Source organism: Streptomyces spongiicola (assembly GCF_003122365.1).
GTDB classification, from domain to species: Bacteria; Actinomycetota; Actinomycetes; order Streptomycetales; family Streptomycetaceae; genus Streptomyces; species Streptomyces spongiicola.
This window is the reverse complement of the sequence record NZ_CP029254.1, coordinates 4,666,930-4,686,987: the sequence shown is the minus strand read 5'-3', so window position 1 is coordinate 4,686,987 and position 20,058 is coordinate 4,666,930. Positions and strand designations below refer to the sequence as shown.

The following is a 20,058-nucleotide window of genomic DNA, read 5'->3' as shown; positions in this document are numbered from 1 at the left end:
CCGGGGCGCTACTCCGCGGGCTCGACGCCCGCGCGCAGCAGTCCGTAGGTGTAGGCGTCCTCCAGGGCCTGCCAGGAAGCGGCGATGATGTTGTCGCCCACTCCCACCGTGGACCACTCACCGGTGCCGTCGCCGGTGGTGGTCAGCACCCGGGTGGTCGAGCCCGTGCCGTGCCGGCCCTCGAGGATGCGTACGCGGTAGTCGACCAGCTCCAGCTTGGCGAGCTGGGGGTAGATCCGCTCCAGACCCACCCGCATCGCCCGGTCCAGCGCGTTGACGGGGCCGTTCCCCTCGGCGGTCGCGACGATGCGCTCGCCCTTGGCCCACAGTTTCACCGTGGCCTCGTTGGCGTGGCTGCCGTCGGGGCGGTCCTCGACGATGACCCGCCAGGACTCGGTGCGGAAGTAGCCGAGCACACGCCCATCCGCCTCCGCGCGCAGCAGCAGCTCGAAGGAGGCGTCGGCCGCCTCGTACGTGTAGCCGCGCAGTTCGCGCTCCTTGACGCGCTCGACGACCCGCCCGACGAGCTCCCGGTCACCGCCGAGGTCGACACCCAGCTCCCTGCCCTTGAGTTCGACGGAGGCGCGGCCCGCCATGTCGGAGACCAGCATCCGCATGGTGTTGCCGACCTGCTCGGGATCGATGTGCTGGTACAGATCCGGGTCGACCTTGATCGCGGAGGCGTGCAGTCCGGCCTTGTGGGCGAAGGCGGAGACACCCACGTAGGGCTGATGGGTGGATGGTGTCAGGTTGACGACCTCGGCGATGGCGTGCGAGATCCGGGTCATCTCCCGCAGCGCGCCGGGAGGCAGCACCTGCTTGCCGTACTTCAGCTCCAGTGCCGCCACGACCGGGAAGAGGTTGGCGTTTCCGACGCGCTCCCCGTAGCCGTTGGCTGTGCACTGCACGTGCGTGGCACCCGCGTCGACGGCGGCGAGCGTGTTCGCCACGGCGCATCCGGTGTCGTCCTGGGCGTGGATGCCGAGGCGCGCGCCGGTGTCGGCGAGGACGGTGGCGACGACCGCCTGGACCTGGGCGGGCAGCATGCCTCCGTTGGTGTCGCAGAGGATGACCACGTCGGCACCCGCCTCGTGGGCGGTGCGGACGACCGCCTTCGCGTAGGCGGGGTTGGCCCGGTAGCCGTCGAAGAAGTGCTCGCAGTCGACGAACACCCGCCGGCCGTGCGAGCGCAGATGGGAGACGGTGTCGCGGACCATCTCCAGGTTCTCGTCGAGGGTGGTGCGCAGGGCCAGTTCGACATGGCGGTCGTGGGACTTGGCCACCAGGGTGATCACCTGGGCGCCGGACTCCAGCAGCGCCTTGACCTGCGGGTCATCGGCGGCGACGGCATTCGGGCGGCGGGTGGCGCCGAAGGCGACGAGCTGGGCGTGCCGGAAGTCGATCTCCTGTCGGGCCCGGGCGAAGAACTCCGTGTCCCGGGGGTTGGCACCCGGCCAGCCGCCCTCGATGAAGCCCACGCCGAACTCGTCGAGGTGCCGGGCGATGGTCAGCTTGTCCGCGACGGTGAGGTTGATGCCCTCGCGCTGCGCTCCGTCGCGCAGCGTGGTGTCGAAGACATGGAAGCCGTCGTCGAGGACCGTGTACCCATCGGTGTCGGTGGCCTCTGTGGTCATGGCTGTTGTGACTCCTGTCGGATGAGTGGCTCCGGAAGCTCTGGCTCCACTTGCCCCCATCTTCGCGCGCCTCCGTCTACGGCCGGGGGTGGGGGGCCGTAAAACGAAAAAACCCCTCGCGGGTGCGAGAGGTCTGCGCGCGGGTCTGGGGCACGGTGCCGCCGCCGCGGGGGATTGCCGTCCACGGGTCAGCGGTCACTGCGGACCGGCGCGCTGCTGCCGATAATCATGGCGAATGCGAGCACAGCGGCAGTTTGCCATGAATGCGCACCCGCGTGGACAACGGTCTCAGTATGCGGGCAGCGCGCCGACCGCGGGGGCGGACGGCAGGGGCGGCTGACGGCAGGGGGCGGCTGGCTGACGGCTGACGGGACCGCGGTCAGGGGAGCAGCGAGTCGGCGATGAACTCGCGTACATGGGTGAGGACCTGATCCCGGCCGGTGCCCGGTATGCCGACCGCCACATGCACGCTGAAGCCGTCGAGCAGGGCACGCAGCCGCGCGGCATGGCGGTCCGGGTCGACGGGGCGGAACTCGCCGCGTGAGACGCCCTCGGCGAGCAGGGCGACGAGATCGCGGTGCCAGGCGCCCTCGATGGCCGCCTGCCGGGCGCGTGCGTCGTCGTCGGCGCTCTGCGAGCGGTTCCAGACCTCCAGCCACAGCATCCAGTGCGGGTCGCGTGGCCCGTCGGGAACGTACAGGTCCACATACGCCTCGAGCCGCTCGCCCGCGGTGGCCGGACGGGACAGCAGCGCGCTCCGCCGGGCGCCGAGCCGCCCCTCGCTCCACTCCAGGGTCCGCAGCAGCAGCTCGTCCTTGGTGCGGAAGTAGTAGAGCAGGTGTCCGCTGCTCATTCCGACCTCACGGCCGAGTCCGGCCATGGTCAGCCGGTCGAGCCCCTGCTCGGCGATCGTCGCCATCGCCGCGGCGAGCACCTCCTCGCGGGGAGGCGCGGTGTTGCGGCGTCGGGGGCCCGGGGGAACGTTCACCCGTACGTTCTACCCGATCCCCCGGCCGGCCGCCGACGGCCGCCGACGGCACCGGCAGCACCGGCAGCACCGGCAGCACCGGCAGCACCGGCAGCACCGGCAGCACCGGCAGCACCGGCAGCACCAACGGCCCGGGCAGCACCACGGTCACCGTGGAAGGCGCTCCCGGCCACCGGGTCAGGCCTTCGGCTGCTGCTGGGTGATGCAGTGCACGCCCCCGCCGGCCGCGAAGACCGCCCGGGCGTCGACCAGGGTCACCCGCCGCTCCGGGAAGAGGCGGCGGAAGACGCCGGCCGCGATCTCGTCGTGGGGGTCGTCGAAGGAGCCCAGCACGACTCCGCCGTTGCAGAGGTAGTGGTTGATGTAGGAGTAGTCCACCCACTCCCCGTGCTCGTCCTTCAGCACCGTCGGCGCCGGGACCTCGACGACCTCCAGCGTGCGGCCGCGGGCGTCCGTGTGACCGCGCAGGATCTCCGCGTACGTCCGGGAGCGCTCGTAGTCCGGGTGGGCCGGGTCCTGCTGGCTGTGGACGAGGACCACTCCCGGCCGGGCGAACGCCGCGACGATGTCGACATGGCCCCGGGTGCCGTATCTGCCGTAGTCGGCGGACAGTCCGTGCGGCAGCCAGATCGCCTTGCCGGTGCCGAGCCTGGCGTGGATCTCCGCCTCGACCTGCTCGCGGGTCCAGCCGGGGTTGCGTCCCGCGCCGAGCTGGACGGTGTCGGTCAGCAGGACCGTGCCCTCGCCGTCGACGTGGATCGCTCCGCCCTCGTTGACGAGCGTCGAGGGGAGGACGGGGACGTCCACCAGGTCCGCCACATGGCGCGCGATCTTCGAGTCGTGCTCCCAGCGCGCCCAGTCCTGGGCGCCCCAGCCGTTGAACACCCAGTCCACAGCGGCGAGACCGCCCTCGCCGTCGGTGACGAACGTGGGGCCGATGTCCCGCATCCACGCGTCGTCCAGCTCGCGCTCCACCATCTCGACGTCCGCACCGAGCAGTTCGCGCGCGCCCTCCGCCTGCCCCGGTCCCACCACCATGGTGACCGGCTCGTAGCGGCGTACCGCGCGGGCGACGGCGGCCCAGGCGGCACGGGCCCCGGCGAGTTCCGCGCCGTCGGTGAAGGTCGGGTTGGGGCCGGGCCAGGCCATCCAGGTCCGCTCGTGCGGAGCCCACTCGGGCGGCATGCGGAACGTCATCGCGGATCCTCGGGGAGGGGTTCGGTGGGGCTCGGGGACTCGGGCGGGTTCAGAGGAAGTACAGCCGGTTCAGGGACATGGACTCCAGCGGCTCGGAGCGCAGGGGATCGCCGTCGAGCGTGACGAGGCCGCTGTGCGCGTCCACGTCCACCCGGCCGACGCGGGAGTTGAGGAGCAGGTCCCGGGGGCCGATCCCGCGGGTGCCGCGCACCGCGACACGCCGCCGGCGGGTGGGCATGGTGTCGTCGCCGAGCGCGGCCGCGGCCCGGGACACGAACGCCACGGAGATCTCCGCCGGCGTCGCGCCGTGGGCCCCGAACTGCGGCCCGAGGACGAGCGGCTCGCAGGTGTCGGTCGCCGCGTTCGGGTCGCCGGTCACCCCGTACGCCGGGAAGCCCGACTTCAGCACCAGCTGCGGTTTCGCGCCGAAGAACTGCGGCTTCCACAGCACGATGTCGGCGAGCTTGCCGGGCTCGATCGAGCCGATCTCGTGCGACAGCCCGTGGGCGATCGCGGGGTTGACGGTCAGCTTGGCCAGGTAGCGCAGGACACGGGCGTTGTCGTCGTGCGCCCCGTCGCCCGCCATCGGGCCCAGCTCCGCCTTCATCTTCCCGGCCATGGCGAAGGTGCGCCGCACGGTCTCGCCCGCGCGGCCCATGCCCTGGGCGTCGGAGGAGGTGATGCCGATCGCGCCGAGGTCGTGCAGTACGTCCTCGGCCCCCATCGTCCCGGCGCGGATCCGGTCCCGGGCCATGGCCGCGTCGCCGGGCAGGTCGGTCTTGAGGTCGTGTACGGAGACGATCATCCCGTAGTGCTCGGCGACCGCGTCCCGGCCGAAGGGCAGGGTCGGGTTGGTGGAGGAGCCGATGACGTTCGGCACGCCCGCCATCCGCAGCACGTTGGGCACATGCCCGCCGCCGCAGCCCTCGATGTGGAAGGCGTGGATGGTGCGGCCCTCCAGGACGTTCAGCGTGTCCTCGACCGAGAGGCATTCGTTGAGGCCGTCGCTGTGCAGGGCGACCTGGACGTCGTACTCCTCGGCCACCCGCAGCGCGGTGTCGAGCGCGCGGGTGTGGGCGCCCATGTCCTCATGGACCTTGAAACCGGAAGCACCGCCCTCGGCGAGTGCCTCGACGAGGGGGGCCTCGCCGGAGGACGAACCGCGGGCCAGGAACCCGATGTTGACGGGCCAGGCGTCGAACGCGCCGAAGGCGTGCCCGAGCGCCCACGGGGAGTTGACCCCGACACCCCACACCGGACCGAACTCCTGCCCGATGACCGTCGTGACACCGGACGCGAGCGACGCCTCCATCACCCTCGGCGAGAGCAGATGGACATGGGTGTCCACGGCTCCGGCCGTGGCGATGAGCCCCTCGCCGGAGACGATGGCCGTACCCGTCCCCACGACGACGTCGACGCCGTCGAGGGTGTCCGGGTTGCCGGCCCGGCCGATGCCCGCGATGCGGCCCTCGCGGATGCCGATGGACACCTTGCGGACGCCCTGAACGGCGTCGATGACGAGCACGTTGCTGACGACCACGTCGCAGGTGTCGCGTACGGCGGCCGCCTTGAGGTGCAGTCCGTCACGCGCTGTCTTGCCGAACCCGGCGAGAAACTCCTCCCCCGGCTTCTGCGCGTCGGACTCCACCCGGACCACCAGGCCGGTGTCGCCGAGCACCACCCGGTCCCCGGCGCGCGGGCCGTGCACGCCCGCGTACTCGTGTGGATCGATGCCGGTCACCGGTCCTCCTCCGGCCGGCAGGGCGCCTGCTGCCGGGATGCGCGCGGGGCGGGGTGCGGCTCGCCGTGGTCGCGCGGACCTGGTCCCCCTTCAGCCCCGCCCTCGGGCGCTGCTTCCCGAGCACCGGTCTCCGGCCGGGCCGGCTGTCCGGCACCCTGCCGAGCGGTCTCACTCCGAACGGTCTCACTCCGAGCGGTCTCACTCCGGACGGTCTCACTCCGGACGGTCTCGGGCCCAGTGGACCGGTCCACTGCCGACCGGTCCGCTGCCGGCTCGTGCCCGGCGGTGCCGGGCTCGGCGATGCCGGGCTCGGCGGACTCCTGTCCACCGGACTCCTGTCCACCGGACCCCTGCCCACCGGACCCCTGCCCACCGGACCCCTGCCCACCGGTGCTCCGGTCGGGAGGTCTCCGTCCACCGGCGGCGCCGAGATAGCCGCAGGCGGCCGCCCGCCGCAGAGCCTCCGCCTTCGCCCCGGGGGCGTCCAGCGGACCGTCGACCAGGCCCGCGAAGCCGATCACGACGCGGCCGCCGCCGATCGGCACGAGTCCCACCCGGACCTCGTCGCCCGGGCCGAAGCGGACGGAGGAGCCCGCCGGAACGCAGAGCCGCATGCCGTAGGCCGCCGCCCGGTCGAAGTCGAGCCGCGGATTGGCCTCGAAGAAGTGGAAGTGCGAGGTGACGCTGACCGGCACGGCAGCGGTGTTGCGCACCGTGAGCCGTACCGCGGGCTCCGGCTCGGGGTCCGCGGGTCCGGGCAGCACGGCTCCGGGCGCCGACACGCCGAGTCCCCCGCCGCCGATGGGGTCGGAGACGACGGCGAGCCGTGATCCGTCATCGAAAACCGCCTCGACGTGGACCTCGGTGACGACGTCGGCGACCCCGGGGAGGACGTCCTCGGGGCCGAGTACGGAGCGGGCCGCCTCGACGGCCTCGGCGAGCCGACGGCCGTCCCGGGCCGCTTCGCAGACCGTGTCGGCGATCAGCGCGGTCGCCTCGGGGACATTGAGCCTGAGCCCTCGGGCACGCCGGGCCCGGGCCAGCTCGGCCGCCCCGAAGAGCAGCAGCCGGTCCCGTTCGGTCGGGGTCAGTCGCACGTCACCACGCCTCCCTGCCTTGAGACCCGCCGGGCCCTCCCACTGGATGCACAACGCCGGAGTCTTCACATCCGATTCCGAGCGTTTGAACGACACTCTAACCCGGACTCCTCCTCACCGGAAGCATCCCCCTCGGGTAGGTGCCCGCTCTCATTGAGCAGCACTCGAACTGCTGAGGGAGGGAGGCAGCAGAGCGCCCGATCCGGTCGACGAGCAGCACGGAATGGGCACCACCCCGGAGCGACCGCAGGCCGACGGTCCCGTGATCCGGTCGCTGTCCTGCCGGGCCCAGGCCCCCGTCTCGGCCGGTGGTCTTCGGCCGACCGCGGTGCCCTCCGGACCGGGCCTCCGGGCGGAGCCGTACCGGGCTGTACCGGGCTGTACCGGGCCGTACCGGTTCCGCGACGGCTGGATGCCGCGAGCGGCGGCGGCCCCCGGCAGCCGGCGCGGCCTTCGCGGACCGTCCAGGGCCGGTCAGGGCCGTCCAGGGCCGTGGACCGGGGCGGCCGGTCCGGTTCACGGCTCTGGCCGGCCACAGGTCGGGGCCGGTGGGGTCGGTGGGTCCATTGCGGCCGGTGTGGTCGGTGGGGCCCTGCCCGGAGCGTGCGGGAAACGGCGCCGTCGTGAGGCGAGAAACCACGGGGGACAACGGAGGACAACGGAGGACCACGGGAGACAACGGAGGGACCGCCGGGGAACCGCGCGGCCCGGACGAGGGCCACCCGGTCCCCGTGGCCGGCCCGTCGCGGCTCCCGCCAGGCGACGGGGCGGTTCCTTCCCGCCGGCGACGGGTTGGTGCCGGCGCCTCCCGCGGCGACACCGGACCTGGCGGAGCACTGTCAGCCGAGTTCGTGCATCCAGCCGTGCCGGTCCTCGGCCGTACCGGTCTGGACGGCCAGGAGGGCCCTGCGCAGTTCCATCGTGACCTTGCCCGGCTCGCCGTTCGACTGGGTCCACTCACCCCCGGTGGACTTGACGGTGCCCACGGGCGTGATGGCGGCGGCGGTGCCGCAGGCGAAGACCTCGGTGAGGGTGCCGTTCTCGGTGTCGCGCTTCCACTGGTCGGTGGTGATCGTGGCCTCCTCCGACTCGTAGCCGAGGTCGCGGGCGAGGGTGAGCAGCGAGTCGCGGGTGATGCCGGCGAGCAGCGAGCCGGTGAGCTCGGGTGTGACGATCCTGTCCCCGTACACGAAGTACAGGTTCATGCCGCCCATCTCCTCCACGGTCCGGTGCTCCAGGGCGTCGAGCCAGACGACCTGGTCGCAGCCCTCGGCCGCGGCCTCGGCCTGGGCGAGGAGGGAGGCGGCGTAGTTGCCGCCGGTCTTGGCGAAGCCCATGCCGCCGGGGACGGCGCGCACGTAGTTCTCCGACAGCCAGACGGAGACGGGCTTGACGCCGCCGGGGAAGTAGGCGCCGGCCGGCGAGGCGATGACGATGAAGAGGTACTCGTTGGCCGGGCGCACGCCGAGGCCGACCTCGTTGGCGAACATGAACGGACGCAGGTAGAGCGAGGCCTCGCCACCGTGCTCCGGAACCCATGCCTTGTCCTGCTGGACCAGTGCGTCGCAGGCCGCGATGAAGGTCTCGACCGGCAGCTCCGGCATCGCCAGGCGGCGGGCGGAGAGCTGGAAGCGGCGGGCGTTCGCGTCGGGCCGGAAGGTGGCGACCGAACCGTCGGGCCTGCGGTAGGCCTTCAGCCCCTCGAAGATCTCCTGCGCGTAGTGCAGGGTCATGTTGGCCGGGTCGATCGACAGCTGCGCGTAGGGGGTCAGCTGGGCGTCGTGCCAGCCCCGGCCCTCCGTCCACTTGATCGTCACCATGTGATCGGTGAAGTGGCGGCCGAATCCCGGGTTGGCCAGGATCGCCTCGCGCTCCGCGTCGGACAGGGGGGTCGAGGAGGGCTTGAGGTCGATCGAGGGCGTCGTCATGTCTGCGTGTCCTTCACCGTGTGTTTGTGACGGACCGCGCTCACGTCTGTACGTCTGCTCGCCCCGTGTACATCGGTACCAGGACGTCCGAGCTTCCCCGCTTGATGCGGCCCCACGTTCGATTATCGCAGTGCGTGGGGGCGGGAACGGAACAGCGTGGGCTTCGGCCCATGGGTCGATGGTTGCACCCGGGGGCCGCAGAGGAGAAGCCGCCGGGTGCGTGCGCGACCCGGCGGCTCCGAGGATTCGGGATCCGGCGGGTCAGCCCGCTACTCGCGCCGCGAGCGCGTCGCCGATCCCGTCGGTGGTGCGCGGGCCGGCTGCCGCCGAAGCCCCCGCGTCGGAGCCGGGCTCCCCCCGGTCCGCCAGGTCGGCGGCGACGGCCTCCTCGACCCGGACGGCCTCGGCCTCGTGGCCGAGGTGGCGCAGCAGGAGGGCGACGGACAGCACCGTGGCCGTGGGGTCTGCCTTGCCGGTGCCGGCGATGTCGGGGGCGGAGCCGTGGACGGGCTCGAACATCGACGGGAATTCACCCGTCGGGTTGATGTTCCCGGAGGCGGCCAGGCCGATGCCGCCGGTCACGGCCGCGGCGAGATCGGTGAGGATGTCACCGAAGAGGTTGTCGGTGACGATGACGTCGAAGCGCTCGGGCTGGGTGACGAAGAAGATCGTCGCGGCGTCGACGTGCAGATAGTCGGTGGTGACCGCGGGGTACTCCTCGGCGACCCTGTCGAAGATCCGCTTCCACATGTGGCCCGCGTGGACCAGGACGTTGTTCTTGTGAACCAGCGTCAGCTTCTTGCGGGGGCGGGCGTCGGCCCGCGCGAACGCGTCCCTGACGACCCGCTCGACACCGTACGCCGTGTTGACGCTCACCTCGGTGGCGACCTCCGCGGGCGTACCGGTGCGCAGGGAACCGCCGTTGCCGGTGTACGGGCCCTCGGTACCCTCGCGGACGACCACGAAGTCGATCTCGGGGCGGCCGGCCAGCGGGGTCGCGGTGTTCGGAAAGAGCTTCGAGGGACGCAGGTTGACGTAGTGGTCGAAGGCGAACCGCAGCTTGAGCAGCAGCCCTCGCTCCAGGACACCGGCCGGCACGGACGGGTCGCCGATCGCCCCGAGGAGGATCGCGTCATGGCGCCGGAGGGAGTCGAGTTCCGCCTCCGGGAGGGTCTCGCCGGTACGGTGCCAGCGCTTGGCACCGAGGTCGTACTCCCGGGTCTCCAGCTTCACATCCTGGGGAAGCACGGCCGAGAGGACCTTGAGGCCCTGGGCCACCACCTCCCGGCCGATGCCGTCGCCGGGGATCACTGCGAGATTGAGGCTGCGAGACATATCCGCACCGTACTCCGCGTCCCATCGAATGACACTCGACGTCCACCATGCGGACGCGTGCCGCCGTCCGCGCCCACCCGGACCCGGCGCGTCCCCGACGGGTGGCTGACCGACCGAAGGACTGCGGAGCGAAAGGAGGAAGCCGGCGGACGGAGCGCGAGAACGGACGCCGGCGACCGCGAGTGCGTCGGGCGCTCCACCGGAACGCGGCGGCCCGACCGGAGCGCCGGCACGGGCCGGGCCGGTGACCCCCGGGCGCCACCGGCCGGCCCCGCCGGTCACCGACCGGCCTTCGACCGGTCAGCGGCCGGTCAGTGGCCGGTCTCGCCGCCGTTGTCCCTGCGGTCCAGGGCGCGTTGCAGAGCCGCGGCGGCGTTCGCAGCGGTGCTCCTGCGATCGGTCTCGCTGATGCGGGGCGTGTGGCGGACACGGCGGCGGAGAAGGGTCTGCTCGGGCATGGTCGTCGACTCCTTGAGATCGGGAACGATCGAAGGCGCCGGAAGGGGCGGGGAACGGGCCGCAGGGGTTGCCTGCCTCGGGGCTCCGGCTCCGGCCGCCATTCGCTGGATCGAGCGAGACGTTCGGCTCCTACAAAGCTAAGGGACCGCGGCTCCGCTGTCTCCACAATTAGTCGGACTTCCTACAATCTGAGACGCGATCTTGAAGAAGCGCAGGTCGGAGAGGTGCTCCATGTTGCTCGACGTTGCTTCACGAAGCTTCACGAAGCTCCACGAAGCTCCGGGAGCCCTCCGCGCGTCCGACGAGGACTCGGCAGGGCGGGCCCGTCCGACCGCCGACAGGAGGCCGCGGGCTTCACCGCGGGAACGAGACGGCCCGTGCGGAGCGTTCGGGTCACAGCACGGCCGGCCGCCGGTCGACCTCCCGCCCAAGCCGACCCGCCCGGCCCGACCCACCTGACCCGCCTGACCCGCCCGGCCCGGACGCACCGTGGTGCCCTCACCGGCACCGGCACCGGCACCGCCGGAGCACATCACCGCCGGAGCACATCACCATCGGAACACGGCGCCGCCGGAGCGCATCACCATCAGAGCACGTCGCCGCCGGAGCGCATCACCATCAGAGCACGTCGCCGTCGCGCCAGTCGAAGAGCAGGGAGGCCGCCGCGGGGTCCGGCAGGGACCGCCCCGTCGGCTGCCGCAGGAAGGTGGAGTCCCCCTCGCCCGGGAGGGGGACGACGCCGCCGGGGCTGAGGACCTCGACGCTGCCGCGCCAAGGCCGCCAGCCGCGGGAGCGGTACAGCTCCGCGCCGTCGTCGGACGCAGAGAGGGCCCCGAACTCGTACGCGCCGTCGATCACCCTCTCCAGAGCGCCCGTCACCCGCCCGCCCAGGCCCTGACGCCGGCGGTCGGCACGGACGGCCACCGCCTCGAGGTAGCCGACGCGGTAGGAGCGTTCACCGTGCACCACCCTGCGCATGATCACACTGCCGTGGGCGGCCAGGCCGTCCCGGTCGCGGATGAAGGCGTGGATGCCGCCGAGCCCGTGGGACCAGTCGTCGTCGCCGAAGTCGCCGTCGAAGGCTGCGTCGAGCAGTGCGCGGATCTCGCCGAGGGCGGCTTCGGACAGCTGGTAGGTGTGGGCCGTGCGCAGCGACCCGGTCGTGTTGTCCGTCATGCGGGCAACTCTCTCAGGCACCAGCGCTTCCGCCTTCGCCGAAGGCCGTCACGGCATCGGGAATTCGCCACGCCTGGAGGGAGTCGGGCTCCGCAGGCGTCCGGGGCCCCACACCGCCATGAACCACTCGGCCCGGGAACCGGCGCTGCGGCAACCGCCCCGGCGGTGGAACCGAGCGGCCGGTGCGCCCCACCCCGGCCGCTCGCACGAGCCGGGCGGGCAGGGCCCGGGAGCACGGCCCGGAAGGCTCTCCCGCGGCCACGAACCAGCGGCCGCGCCCCGGCCCACCCGTCCACGCCCTCCCGGGCGGAGCGGCAAGCGTCAGGCGACGTTCGCCCCGTCGCGACGCCCGGCACGGCGACTCTCCGCGTCGCCGCCGACGGGCAGACCCCGTCTGACGCGGCACTAGCGCGAGACGGCCTTCTCCAGTTGGTGCGCGACCCGGTCCACCCAGTCGGTGAACTCCTCGCGGCGGTGCGCCTCGCCGCCGCACAGCTCGGCGACCTGCGGATCCGTGATTCTGTCCGGCCCCGCCGCCGTCAGGAGCCGGTGGAGTTCCTTCATGACGGAAGCGAGCCGCTGTGCGTCGGGATGCTCGATGGCGTCGGCCCCGTGGCCGGGGCCGAGTGTGGTGGAACCGGGCATGGCGTGCCTCCTCGCGCGGGCCCCCTCCCCAGCAGCCTAGGCCCGCCCCCGGCCGGGTGCCGGACGTGCAGCGCCCCCGCCGGTCCGGGGAGAACCGGCGGGGGCGGGGCCCACGGGGACGGGCCTCACGGCCCGTCCCGGCCCGGGTGTCAGCCCATGTGCGGGTAGCCGTACTCGGTCGGCGGCACCAGGGTCTCCTTGATCGCGCGGGTCAGGGTCCAGCGCATCAGGTTCTGCGGGGCGCCGGCCTTGTCGTTGGTACCGGATGCGCGGCCGCCGCCGAAGGGCTGCTGGCCGACGACGGCACCGGTCGACTTGTCGTTGATGTAGAAGTTGCCCGCCGCGTAGCGGAGCTTGTCCATCGTGTACGCGGTCGCCGCGCGGTCGCCGGAGACGACCGAGCCGGTCAGCGCGTAGGCGGACACCGACTCCATCTGCTCCAGCATCTCCTCGTAGGCGTCGTCCTCGTAGACGTGCACCGCGAGGAACGGGCCGAAGTACTCGGTGGTGAAGACCTCGTTCGCGGGGTCCGCGCACTCCACGACGGTGGGGCGGACGAACCAGCCCTCGGAGTCGTCGTAGCTGCCGCCGGCGACGATCGTGCAGGTCGGATCCTCCTTCGCCCGGTCGATCGCGGCCTTGTTCTTGGCGAACGCGCGCTCGTCGATGACGGCGCCGACGAAGTTCGACAGGTCGGTGACGTCGCCCATCCTGATGCCGTCGACCTCGGCGGCGAACTCCTCCTTGAAGCCGGAGTTCCAGATGGAGGCCGGGATGTACGCGCGCGAGGTCGCGGAGCACTTCTGGCCCTGGTACTCGAAGGCGCCGCGGGTCAGCGCGGTCTTCAGGATCGCCCGGTCCGCGCTCGGGTGGGCCACGACGAAGTCCTTGCCGCCCGTCTCACCGACGATCCGCGGGTAGGAGCGGTACTTCTCGATGTTGCCGCCGACCGTCTTCCACAGGTGCTGGAAGGTCCTGGTGGAACCGGTGAAGTGGATACCGGCCAGGTCGGGGTGGTGCAGCGCGACGTCGGAGACGGCGATGCCGTCGCCCGTGACCAGGTTGATGACGCCCCTGGGCAGCCCGGCCTCCTCCAGCAGTTCCATGAGGAGCACGGCGGCGTGGGTCTGGGTCGGGGACGGCTTCCACACCACCACGTTGCCCATCAGGGCCGGGGCGGTGGGCAGGTTGCCGGCGATGGCCGTGAAGTTGAACGGCGTGATGGCGTAGACGAAGCCCTCCAGCGGGCGATGGTCCAGCCGGTTCCACACGCCCGGGGAGTTGGCCGGCGGCTGCTCGGCCAGGATCCGTCGGGCGTAGGCGACGTTGAACCGCCAGAAGTCGACGAGTTCGCAGGGCGTGTCGATCTCGGCCTGCTGCGCGGTCTTCGACTGGCCCAGCATCGTGGAGGCGGCCATGGTCTCGCGCCAGGGGCCGGACAGCAGCTCGGCGGCACGCAGGATGATGGCGGCGCGGTCGTCGAACGACATCGCGCGCCACGCGGGGGCGGCGGCCAGGGCCGCGTCGACCGCGTCCCGGGCGTCCTGCCGGGTGGCGCCCCGGAAGGTGCCGATGACGGCCCGGTGGTTGTGCGGCTGGACGACCTTGAACTCCTCGCCGCCGCCCATGCGCTTCTCACCGCCGATGGTCATCGGGAGGTCGATGGGGTTCTCGGCCAGTTCCTTGAGCTTGGCCTCGAGCCGCGCACGCTCGGCCGAACCGGGAGCGTAGCCGTGCACCGGCTCGTTGACGGGGGTGGGGACCTGGGTCACAGCGTCCATGGCTACCTCTTCCGAGTGGATTTCCAAGTGTATGGCCGACTCCAGCCGGGAGGAGCTGAAGCGGTGGCATGTGATGCGTCGCGGTCAGGGCCCGACCGTCCCGCGCCCGTCGCGGCGGGCGGGAAGCCCGTCGGGGCGGGCGGGAAGCCCGTCGGGGCGGAGCCGCCGGTCCCGCGGCTCCCGGTGCGCCGTGCGCGGAACCTCGTCCGGCCCGGTGGGGCCGAGGGGCGGCGGGTGCCGTCGTGCGGCACGGGTGCGGGTGGTGTCCGTCGCCGGTCCCTCCCCCGTCAGTTCTTGGTGATCATCGAGCGGACGAAGAACAGCAGGTTGGCCGGCTTCTCGGCGAGACGGCGCATGAAGTAGCCGTACCAGTCGGTCCCGTACGCCGTGTACACCCGCATCCGGTGGCCCTGGGCCGCCAGCCGCAGATGCTCGTCGCTGCGGATCCCGTACAGCATCTGGAACTCGTACTCATCCGGTTTGCGCCCGGCGCGGCGCGCGAGCTCCTGGCCGACGGAGATCAGCCGCGGGTCGTGGGACCCGATCATCGGGTAGCCCGCGCCCTCCATCAGGGTCCGCAGGATGCGGACGTACGCCTTGTCGACCTCGGCCCTGTCCTGGTGGGCGACGGAGGCCGGCTCCTTGTAGGCGCCCTTCACCAGACGGACGCGGCTGCCGTCGGCGGCGAGCCGGCGGGCGTCCTCCTCGGTGCGGAAGAGGTAGGACTGGATCACGCATCCGGTCCCCGGGAAGTCCTTCCGCAGCTCCTCGTGGACCGCGAACATCGAGTCCAGGGTGGTGTGGTCCTCGGCGTCCAGGGTGACCGTGGTGCCGATCGCGGCGGCGGCCTCGACGACCGGGCGGACGTTCTCCAGCGCCAGCGCGTGGCCGCCCTCCAGGGACTGGCCGAACATCGACAGCTTGACCGACACCTCGGCCCGGGTGCCCAGGGCCAGGGGCTCGAGCCGCTCGATCAGCCGCAGATACGCGTCGCGTGCCGCGGCGGCCTGCTCGCGGGTGGTGATGTCCTCGCCCACCACGTCCAGAGTGACCTCCAGCCCCCTCCCCGTGAGCCCGGCCACGATCGGGATGACCTGGTCGACCGTCTCCCCGGGGATGAAGCGGTCGACGACCGGCTTCGTCATCGGGGCGGCCGAGACCAGACGGCGCATCCTGTCGCTGCGCGACGCGGCGAGGATCAGGGGACCCAGCACGGGCACCTCCACGGAACACGGGTGGCGGGGGCCGGAAACCGACCGCCCGGTGTACGGCACGGACAACCACCGTGAAACCTAGATACCGCTCCGGCGCCGGGCCATCGACAGCTGTCACGCTTCCAGCCGCACCTCTTCGGACATTTGTATGAAGAGATGCGGCGCCCGATGGGAGAATGACCGGGTGAAGGGCGATTACCAGGAACTGGTGGACGAGATATCGGGCCTGCTGGGCGTCCCCGCGACGCTGGAGAACCGGGACTTCGAACTCATCGCCTTCGGCGCGCACGACGGCGACGACGACAGCGCCATGGACCCCGTGCGCACCCGATCGATCCTCACCAGGAAGTCCACCAGCGCGGTGCGGTCCTGGTTCGAGGGCTTCGGCATCACCCGGGCGTCCGGCCCGGTGCTGATCCCGGCGGCGCCCGAGGCCGGCGTGCTCCGTGGCCGGATCTGCCTGCCCGTCCGCCATCGCGGGGTCGTCCTCGGCTATGTGTGGCTGCTCGACTCCCGGCCCGGGCCGACGGCCGCGCAGCTGGCTTCGGCCATGGCCGTGACCGACCGGATCGGGGCCCTGCTCGCCGACGAGGAACGGGCGGGCGCGGATCTGTCCCGGGAGTTCCGTGCCGTGCTCACCGCCGAGCGCGGCTGGCGGTACGACATGGCCCTGGCGGCTCTCCGCACCGCGCTCGGCCCGGCAGCCGAGGGGCTCCACACCGTGGTGTGCGTGGCTCCCTGGCCGTCCGGCGAGGCCCCGTCGGCCCGTACCGTCGCGGGGGCCTCGGCGCTGTGCACGGTGCCCTGGCAAGGGCCGCGGGGTCCCGCAGCGCAGCACCCTTCCGCGGCTCCCGGACTCCGTGCGGTCTCCGGCGGGGTTCCCTCGCGCCCCGGGAGCCCCGGCCGGGGCTCCGCGGCCTCGCCGGGACGGACCGGGAAGGGCGCTCGCGGCGGGCGGGGCCCGGACGAGAGCCCCCGCACCGCCGTGGACACGGCCGGCGACGGGGGCGCGGACAGGCTCGCAGACGGAGACGCAGACGGAGGCGCAGACGGGTTCGCGGACGGGGGCGGCACGGACGGGCGCGCCCTCGCCGTGCTGGTGCGCCTTCGCGCCGCCGACGTGCTCGCACCGGCTCTCGGTGCGGCCGGCCGGCTGGCGGAGGCCGCCGGTCCCGTCGCCGCGGGCATCGCCCTCCCCCGCCGGGGCACGGCCGACCTCGCCGCCTCCTGGCGGGAGGCCGCCTCGGCGGCACGGGCGGCCCTCGCCGAGCCCCGGCACGGCCCCGTCGCCGACTGGGCCTCGATCGGCCCGTACCGGCTGCTGACCGGGCTCCCTCCCGGTCTGCCCCCGGACCCCGCGACCGCGGCCCTGCTCGCCCCGGCGCACGCCGAACTCGCCCGGACCGCCGAGGTGTTCCTGGACTGCGCCGGCCAGGTGGGCCGGGCGGCAGCCGCCCTGGGGATCCACCGCCAGACCCTCTACTACCGGCTGTCCCGGGTGGAGCGACTCACCGGACTCGATCTGGACGACGGCGAGGACCGGCTGCTACTGCACATGGTGCTGAAGACCGCCCGGCTGTGACCCGGTGGTCCAGGGGCCCCAGGACCGGCGAGGGACCCGAGGACCCGCGAAGGACCCGAGGACCCGCGAAGGACCGGAGAACCGGAGGACCGGCGAAGGACCGGAGGACCGAAGGCGCGTCGTCCCGATGCCGTTCCCGGGCCGGCCGGCCGGTGCGGGCGAGGGCGGGCCCGGTGGCGCGAAGACGGTGGGGAGGGCGGGAGTGCGGCCGCCCCCGCACACCCGAGCGGGACGGGTGTGCGGGGGCGGGTGCGGGAAACGCGGAGAGCCGGGCCTCGGGTGTCGCGGAGAGCCGGGTCTCAGGTGTCGAGGTTCACCGAACGGGCCGACGTGGCGCCGATCTCCTCGGCGATCTCGCTCAGCACGTTCGGCGGCACGGTGTCGTCGACGGTGAGCACGACCAGCGCCTCACCGCCCTCCTCCTGGCGCGAGACCTGCATGCCGGCGATGTTGAGTCCGGCCTCGCCGAGGATGCGGCCGACGGTGCCGACCACGCCCGGACGGTCCTCGTAGCGTGCGACGACCATGTGGTCCGCCAGCGCCAGGTCGATGTCGTAGTCGCCGATGGCCACGATCTTCTGCAGGTGCTTGGGGCCGGCCAGGGTGCCGGAGACGGCGACCTCCTCGCCGCCCGCGAGCGTGCCGCGCACCGTCACCACGTTGCGGTGGTCCGGGGAGTCCGAGCTGGTGGTCAGACGGACCTCGACGCCGCGCTCCTGCGCGAACAGCGGGGCGTTCACATATGACACGGTCTCGTCGATGACGTCCTCGAACACGCCCTTCAGCGCCGAGAGTTCGAGCACCTTGACATCGTGCTGGGTGATCTCGCCGTACACCTCGACATCGAGCCGGACCGCGACCTCGCCCGCCAGCGCGGTGAAGATCCGGCCGAGCTTCTCGGCGAGCGGCAGACCGGGGCGGACGTCCTCGGCGATGACCCCGCCCTGGACGTTGACCGCGTCCGGCACCAGTTCGCCGGCGAGCGCGAGGCGGACGGACTTGGCGACCGCGATACCGGCCTTCTCCTGGGCCTCGTCCGTGGACGCGCCGAGGTGCGGGGTGCAGACGACCTGGTCGAACTGGAACAGCGGGGAGTCCGTGCACGGCTCCTTCGCGTACACGTCCAGGCCCGCGCCGGCGACCCGGCCCTCCTTGAGCGCGCTGGCCAGGGCCTCCTCGTCGACGATGCCGCCGCGCGCGGCGTTGACGATGCGGACGGTCGGCTTCACCCGGTGCAGCGCCTCGTCGCCGATGAGGCCGATGGTCTCCGGCGTCTTGGGCAGGTGGACGGTGATGAAGTCCGAGACCTCGAGAAGCTCGTCCAGCGAGAGCAGCTTGACGCCCATCTGGGCGGCTCGCGCGGGCTGCACATACGGGTCGAAGGCGACGATCCGCATACCGAAGGCGGACATCCGCTGGGCCACCAGCACGCCGATGCGGCCGAGGCCGACGACCCCGAGGGTCTTCTCGCTCAGCTCCACGCCGGTGTACTTCGAGCGCTTCCACTCGCCGTTCTTCAGCGCGGTGTTGGCCTGCGGGATGTTGCGCGCGGAGGCGACGATCAGACCGCAGGCGAGTTCGGCGGCGGTCACGATGTTGGACGTCGGCGCGTTGACGACCATGACACCGGCCTTGGTGGCCGCGGAGACGTCGACGTTGTCCAGTCCGACACCGGCGCGGGCGACCACCCTGAGCTTGCCGGCGGCGGCGACGGCCTCGGCGTCGATCTTGGTCGCGGACCGCACCAGGACGGCGTCGACATCGGCGATGGCGGGGATCAGCTCGGCGCGGTCCGCGCCGTTGCAGTGCCGGATCTCGAAGTCCGGACCGAGCGCGTCCACGGTGGCGGGCGACAGCTCTTCTGCGATGAGTACGACGGGTTTACGGGGCGCAGTGCTCACGTGAGTCCTCACTGGTCCAATGCGGACGGCCGTCCCGACGGCCGCTGGCGGTGAAGGGGCTAGCCGCGTGGAAGACGCACGACGCTGTGGGCCTGACCTGACGCGTATGTGCTGACCACTCTAGTGGGGTGGCGGAGGTCTTTTCCGCCTTGACGGAAGGATCACCCGTCCGGGTCGGACTTGCTGTCCGACGGCGGTCCCGGGACGCGGCGCGAGGTCGCTGGGCGCCCGCGGCCGTCGCGGGGTCCCGGCACGGGGTACGGCGGGCCCCCTCGGGGGACCCGCCGTACCGGGGGCTCACGCCTCCTCGGGGTCCACCCAGCTCATGAGCTTGCGGAGCTCCTTGCCGGTGGTCTCCAGCAGGTGGTTCTCGTCCTGGGTCTTGTACTCGTTGTACTTCTTCAGACCGCCGTGGTACTCGTCCATCCAGTTCTTGGCGAAGGTGCCGTCCTGGATCTCGCCGAGCACCTTCTTCATCTCGGCCTTGGTCTGGTCCGTGATGATGCGGGGGCCGGTCACGTAGTCGCCCCACTCGGCGGTCTCGGAGACGGACCAGCGCATCTTCTCCAGGCCGCCCTCGTACATGAGGTCCACGATCAGCTTCAGCTCGTGGAGGCACTCGAAGTAGGCGATCTCCGGCTGGTAGCCCGCCTCGACCAGGGTCTCGAAGCCCGCCTTGACCAGTGCGGCGGTGCCGCCGCAGAGCACGGCCTGCTCACCGAACAGGTCGGTCTCGGTCTCCTCGGTGAAGGTGGTCCTGATGACGCCGGCGCGGGTGCCGCCGATGCCCTTGGCGTACGAGAGCGCCAGGGCGAAGGCGTTGCCGGTCGCGTCCTGCTCGACACCGGCGATGCACGGGACGCCGCGGCCCTCCTCGTACTGGCGGCGCACCAGGTGGCCGGGGCCCTTGGGGGCGACGAGCGCGACGTCCACCCCGGCGGGGGGCTTGATGAAGCCGTACCGGATGTTGAGGCCGTGGCCGAAGAAGAGCGCGTCGCCGTCCTTGAGGTGGTCCTTGACGGACTCCTCGTAGACCTGGGCCTGGATCGGGTCCGGCACCAGGATCATGATGACGTCGGCCTCGGCGGCGGCCTCCGACGGCGTCACCACGCGCAGCCCCTGCTCCTCGGCCTTGGCCCTGGACCTGGAGCCCTCGTGCAGACCGACGCGGACGTCCACACCGGAGTCGCGGAGCGACAGCGCGTGGGCGTGGCCCTGGCTGCCGTAGCCGATGACCGCGACCTTGCGGCCCTGGATGATGGACAGGTCGGCGTCGTCGTCGTAGAACAGCTCGGCCACTGGGTTTCTCCTTGGGTGTTCCGGTGTTGCGTCCCACCGTACGGCGGGGAGGGGTGAGGGGGTCCGGGGGTCTCGCCATCC

General features: G+C 72.3%; 14 protein-coding genes and 1 pseudogene. 1 reads left to right on the top strand and 14 read right to left on the bottom strand.

Annotated elements, in window-relative coordinates:
• Nucleotides 1–8: 8 nt before the first annotated feature.
• The 12 genes and pseudogenes from cimA to DDQ41_RS20550 form a co-directional block, all read right to left on the bottom strand.
• Nucleotides 9–1,634, bottom strand: coding sequence for a citramalate synthase (gene cimA, locus DDQ41_RS20600; RefSeq protein ID WP_109295812.1), 1,626 nt, complete (start codon nucleotides 1,632–1,634; stop codon nucleotides 9–11).
• 379 nt (nucleotides 1,635–2,013) lie between these two features.
• Nucleotides 2,014–2,553: a TetR/AcrR family transcriptional regulator gene (locus DDQ41_RS20595; RefSeq protein ID WP_373995471.1), complete on the bottom strand. Its 540-nt coding sequence runs from the start codon at nucleotides 2,551–2,553 to the stop codon at nucleotides 2,014–2,016.
• Nucleotides 2,554–2,799: 246 nt separating this feature from the next.
• A complete protein-coding gene (locus DDQ41_RS20590; RefSeq protein ID WP_109295810.1) occupies nucleotides 2,800–3,819 on the bottom strand; it encodes an agmatine deiminase family protein in 1,020 nt (339 codons plus the stop codon).
• A 49-nt stretch (nucleotides 3,820–3,868) separates the two neighbouring features.
• Entirely contained in the window at nucleotides 3,869–5,560 is a 1,692-nt protein-coding gene (locus DDQ41_RS20585) for an urease subunit alpha (protein WP_109295809.1), read from the bottom strand.
• Nucleotides 5,561–5,982: 422 nt separating this feature from the next.
• Nucleotides 5,983–6,657: pseudogene (ureA, locus tag DDQ41_RS20580) on the bottom strand (urease subunit gamma); the annotation flags it as partial.
• An 839-nt stretch (nucleotides 6,658–7,496) separates the two neighbouring features.
• Entirely contained in the window at nucleotides 7,497–8,585 is a 1,089-nt protein-coding gene (locus DDQ41_RS20575) for a branched-chain amino acid aminotransferase (protein WP_109295808.1), read from the bottom strand.
• 261 nt (nucleotides 8,586–8,846) lie between these two features.
• Nucleotides 8,847–9,920 carry a 3-isopropylmalate dehydrogenase gene (locus DDQ41_RS20570; RefSeq protein WP_109295807.1) on the bottom strand — a complete coding sequence of 358 codons (1,074 nt, stop codon included), beginning with the start codon at nucleotides 9,918–9,920 and terminating at the stop codon, nucleotides 8,847–8,849.
• Nucleotides 9,921–10,231: 311 nt separating this feature from the next.
• Complete coding sequence (locus DDQ41_RS31720; protein WP_167450268.1) at nucleotides 10,232–10,378, bottom strand: hypothetical protein; 147 nt, start codon at nucleotides 10,376–10,378, stop codon at nucleotides 10,232–10,234.
• A gap of 619 nt (nucleotides 10,379–10,997) precedes the next feature.
• Nucleotides 10,998–11,555, bottom strand: a complete 558-nt coding sequence (locus tag DDQ41_RS20565) for a GNAT family protein (protein WP_109295806.1) — start codon at nucleotides 11,553–11,555, stop codon at nucleotides 10,998–11,000.
• A gap of 405 nt (nucleotides 11,556–11,960) precedes the next feature.
• Nucleotides 11,961–12,200, bottom strand: coding sequence for a hypothetical protein (locus tag DDQ41_RS20560; RefSeq protein WP_109295805.1), 240 nt, complete (start codon nucleotides 12,198–12,200; stop codon nucleotides 11,961–11,963).
• A 149-nt stretch (nucleotides 12,201–12,349) separates the two neighbouring features.
• A complete protein-coding gene (pruA, locus tag DDQ41_RS20555; protein ID WP_109295804.1) occupies nucleotides 12,350–13,981 on the bottom strand; it encodes an L-glutamate gamma-semialdehyde dehydrogenase in 1,632 nt (543 codons plus the stop codon).
• Nucleotides 13,982–14,268: 287 nt separating this feature from the next.
• Complete coding sequence (locus DDQ41_RS20550) at nucleotides 14,269–15,195, bottom strand: proline dehydrogenase family protein (protein ID WP_109295803.1); 927 nt, start codon at nucleotides 15,193–15,195, stop codon at nucleotides 14,269–14,271.
• A 184-nt stretch (nucleotides 15,196–15,379) separates the two neighbouring features.
• Between DDQ41_RS20550 and DDQ41_RS20545 the strand changes: the two genes are divergently transcribed.
• Nucleotides 15,380–16,777, top strand: coding sequence for a PucR family transcriptional regulator (locus DDQ41_RS20545; RefSeq protein ID WP_109295802.1), 1,398 nt, complete (start codon nucleotides 15,380–15,382; stop codon nucleotides 16,775–16,777).
• Nucleotides 16,778–17,076: 299 nt separating this feature from the next.
• Here DDQ41_RS20545 and serA read toward each other — a convergent pair whose 3' ends face one another.
• Together serA and ilvC are read right to left on the bottom strand one after the other, a co-directional pair.
• Nucleotides 17,077–18,678, bottom strand: coding sequence for a phosphoglycerate dehydrogenase (gene serA / locus DDQ41_RS20540; RefSeq protein ID WP_109295801.1), 1,602 nt, complete (start codon nucleotides 18,676–18,678; stop codon nucleotides 17,077–17,079).
• A gap of 297 nt (nucleotides 18,679–18,975) precedes the next feature.
• Nucleotides 18,976–19,977: a ketol-acid reductoisomerase gene (ilvC, locus tag DDQ41_RS20535; protein WP_109295800.1), complete on the bottom strand. Its 1,002-nt coding sequence runs from the start codon at nucleotides 19,975–19,977 to the stop codon at nucleotides 18,976–18,978.
• Nucleotides 19,978–20,058: the final 81 nt, after the last annotated feature.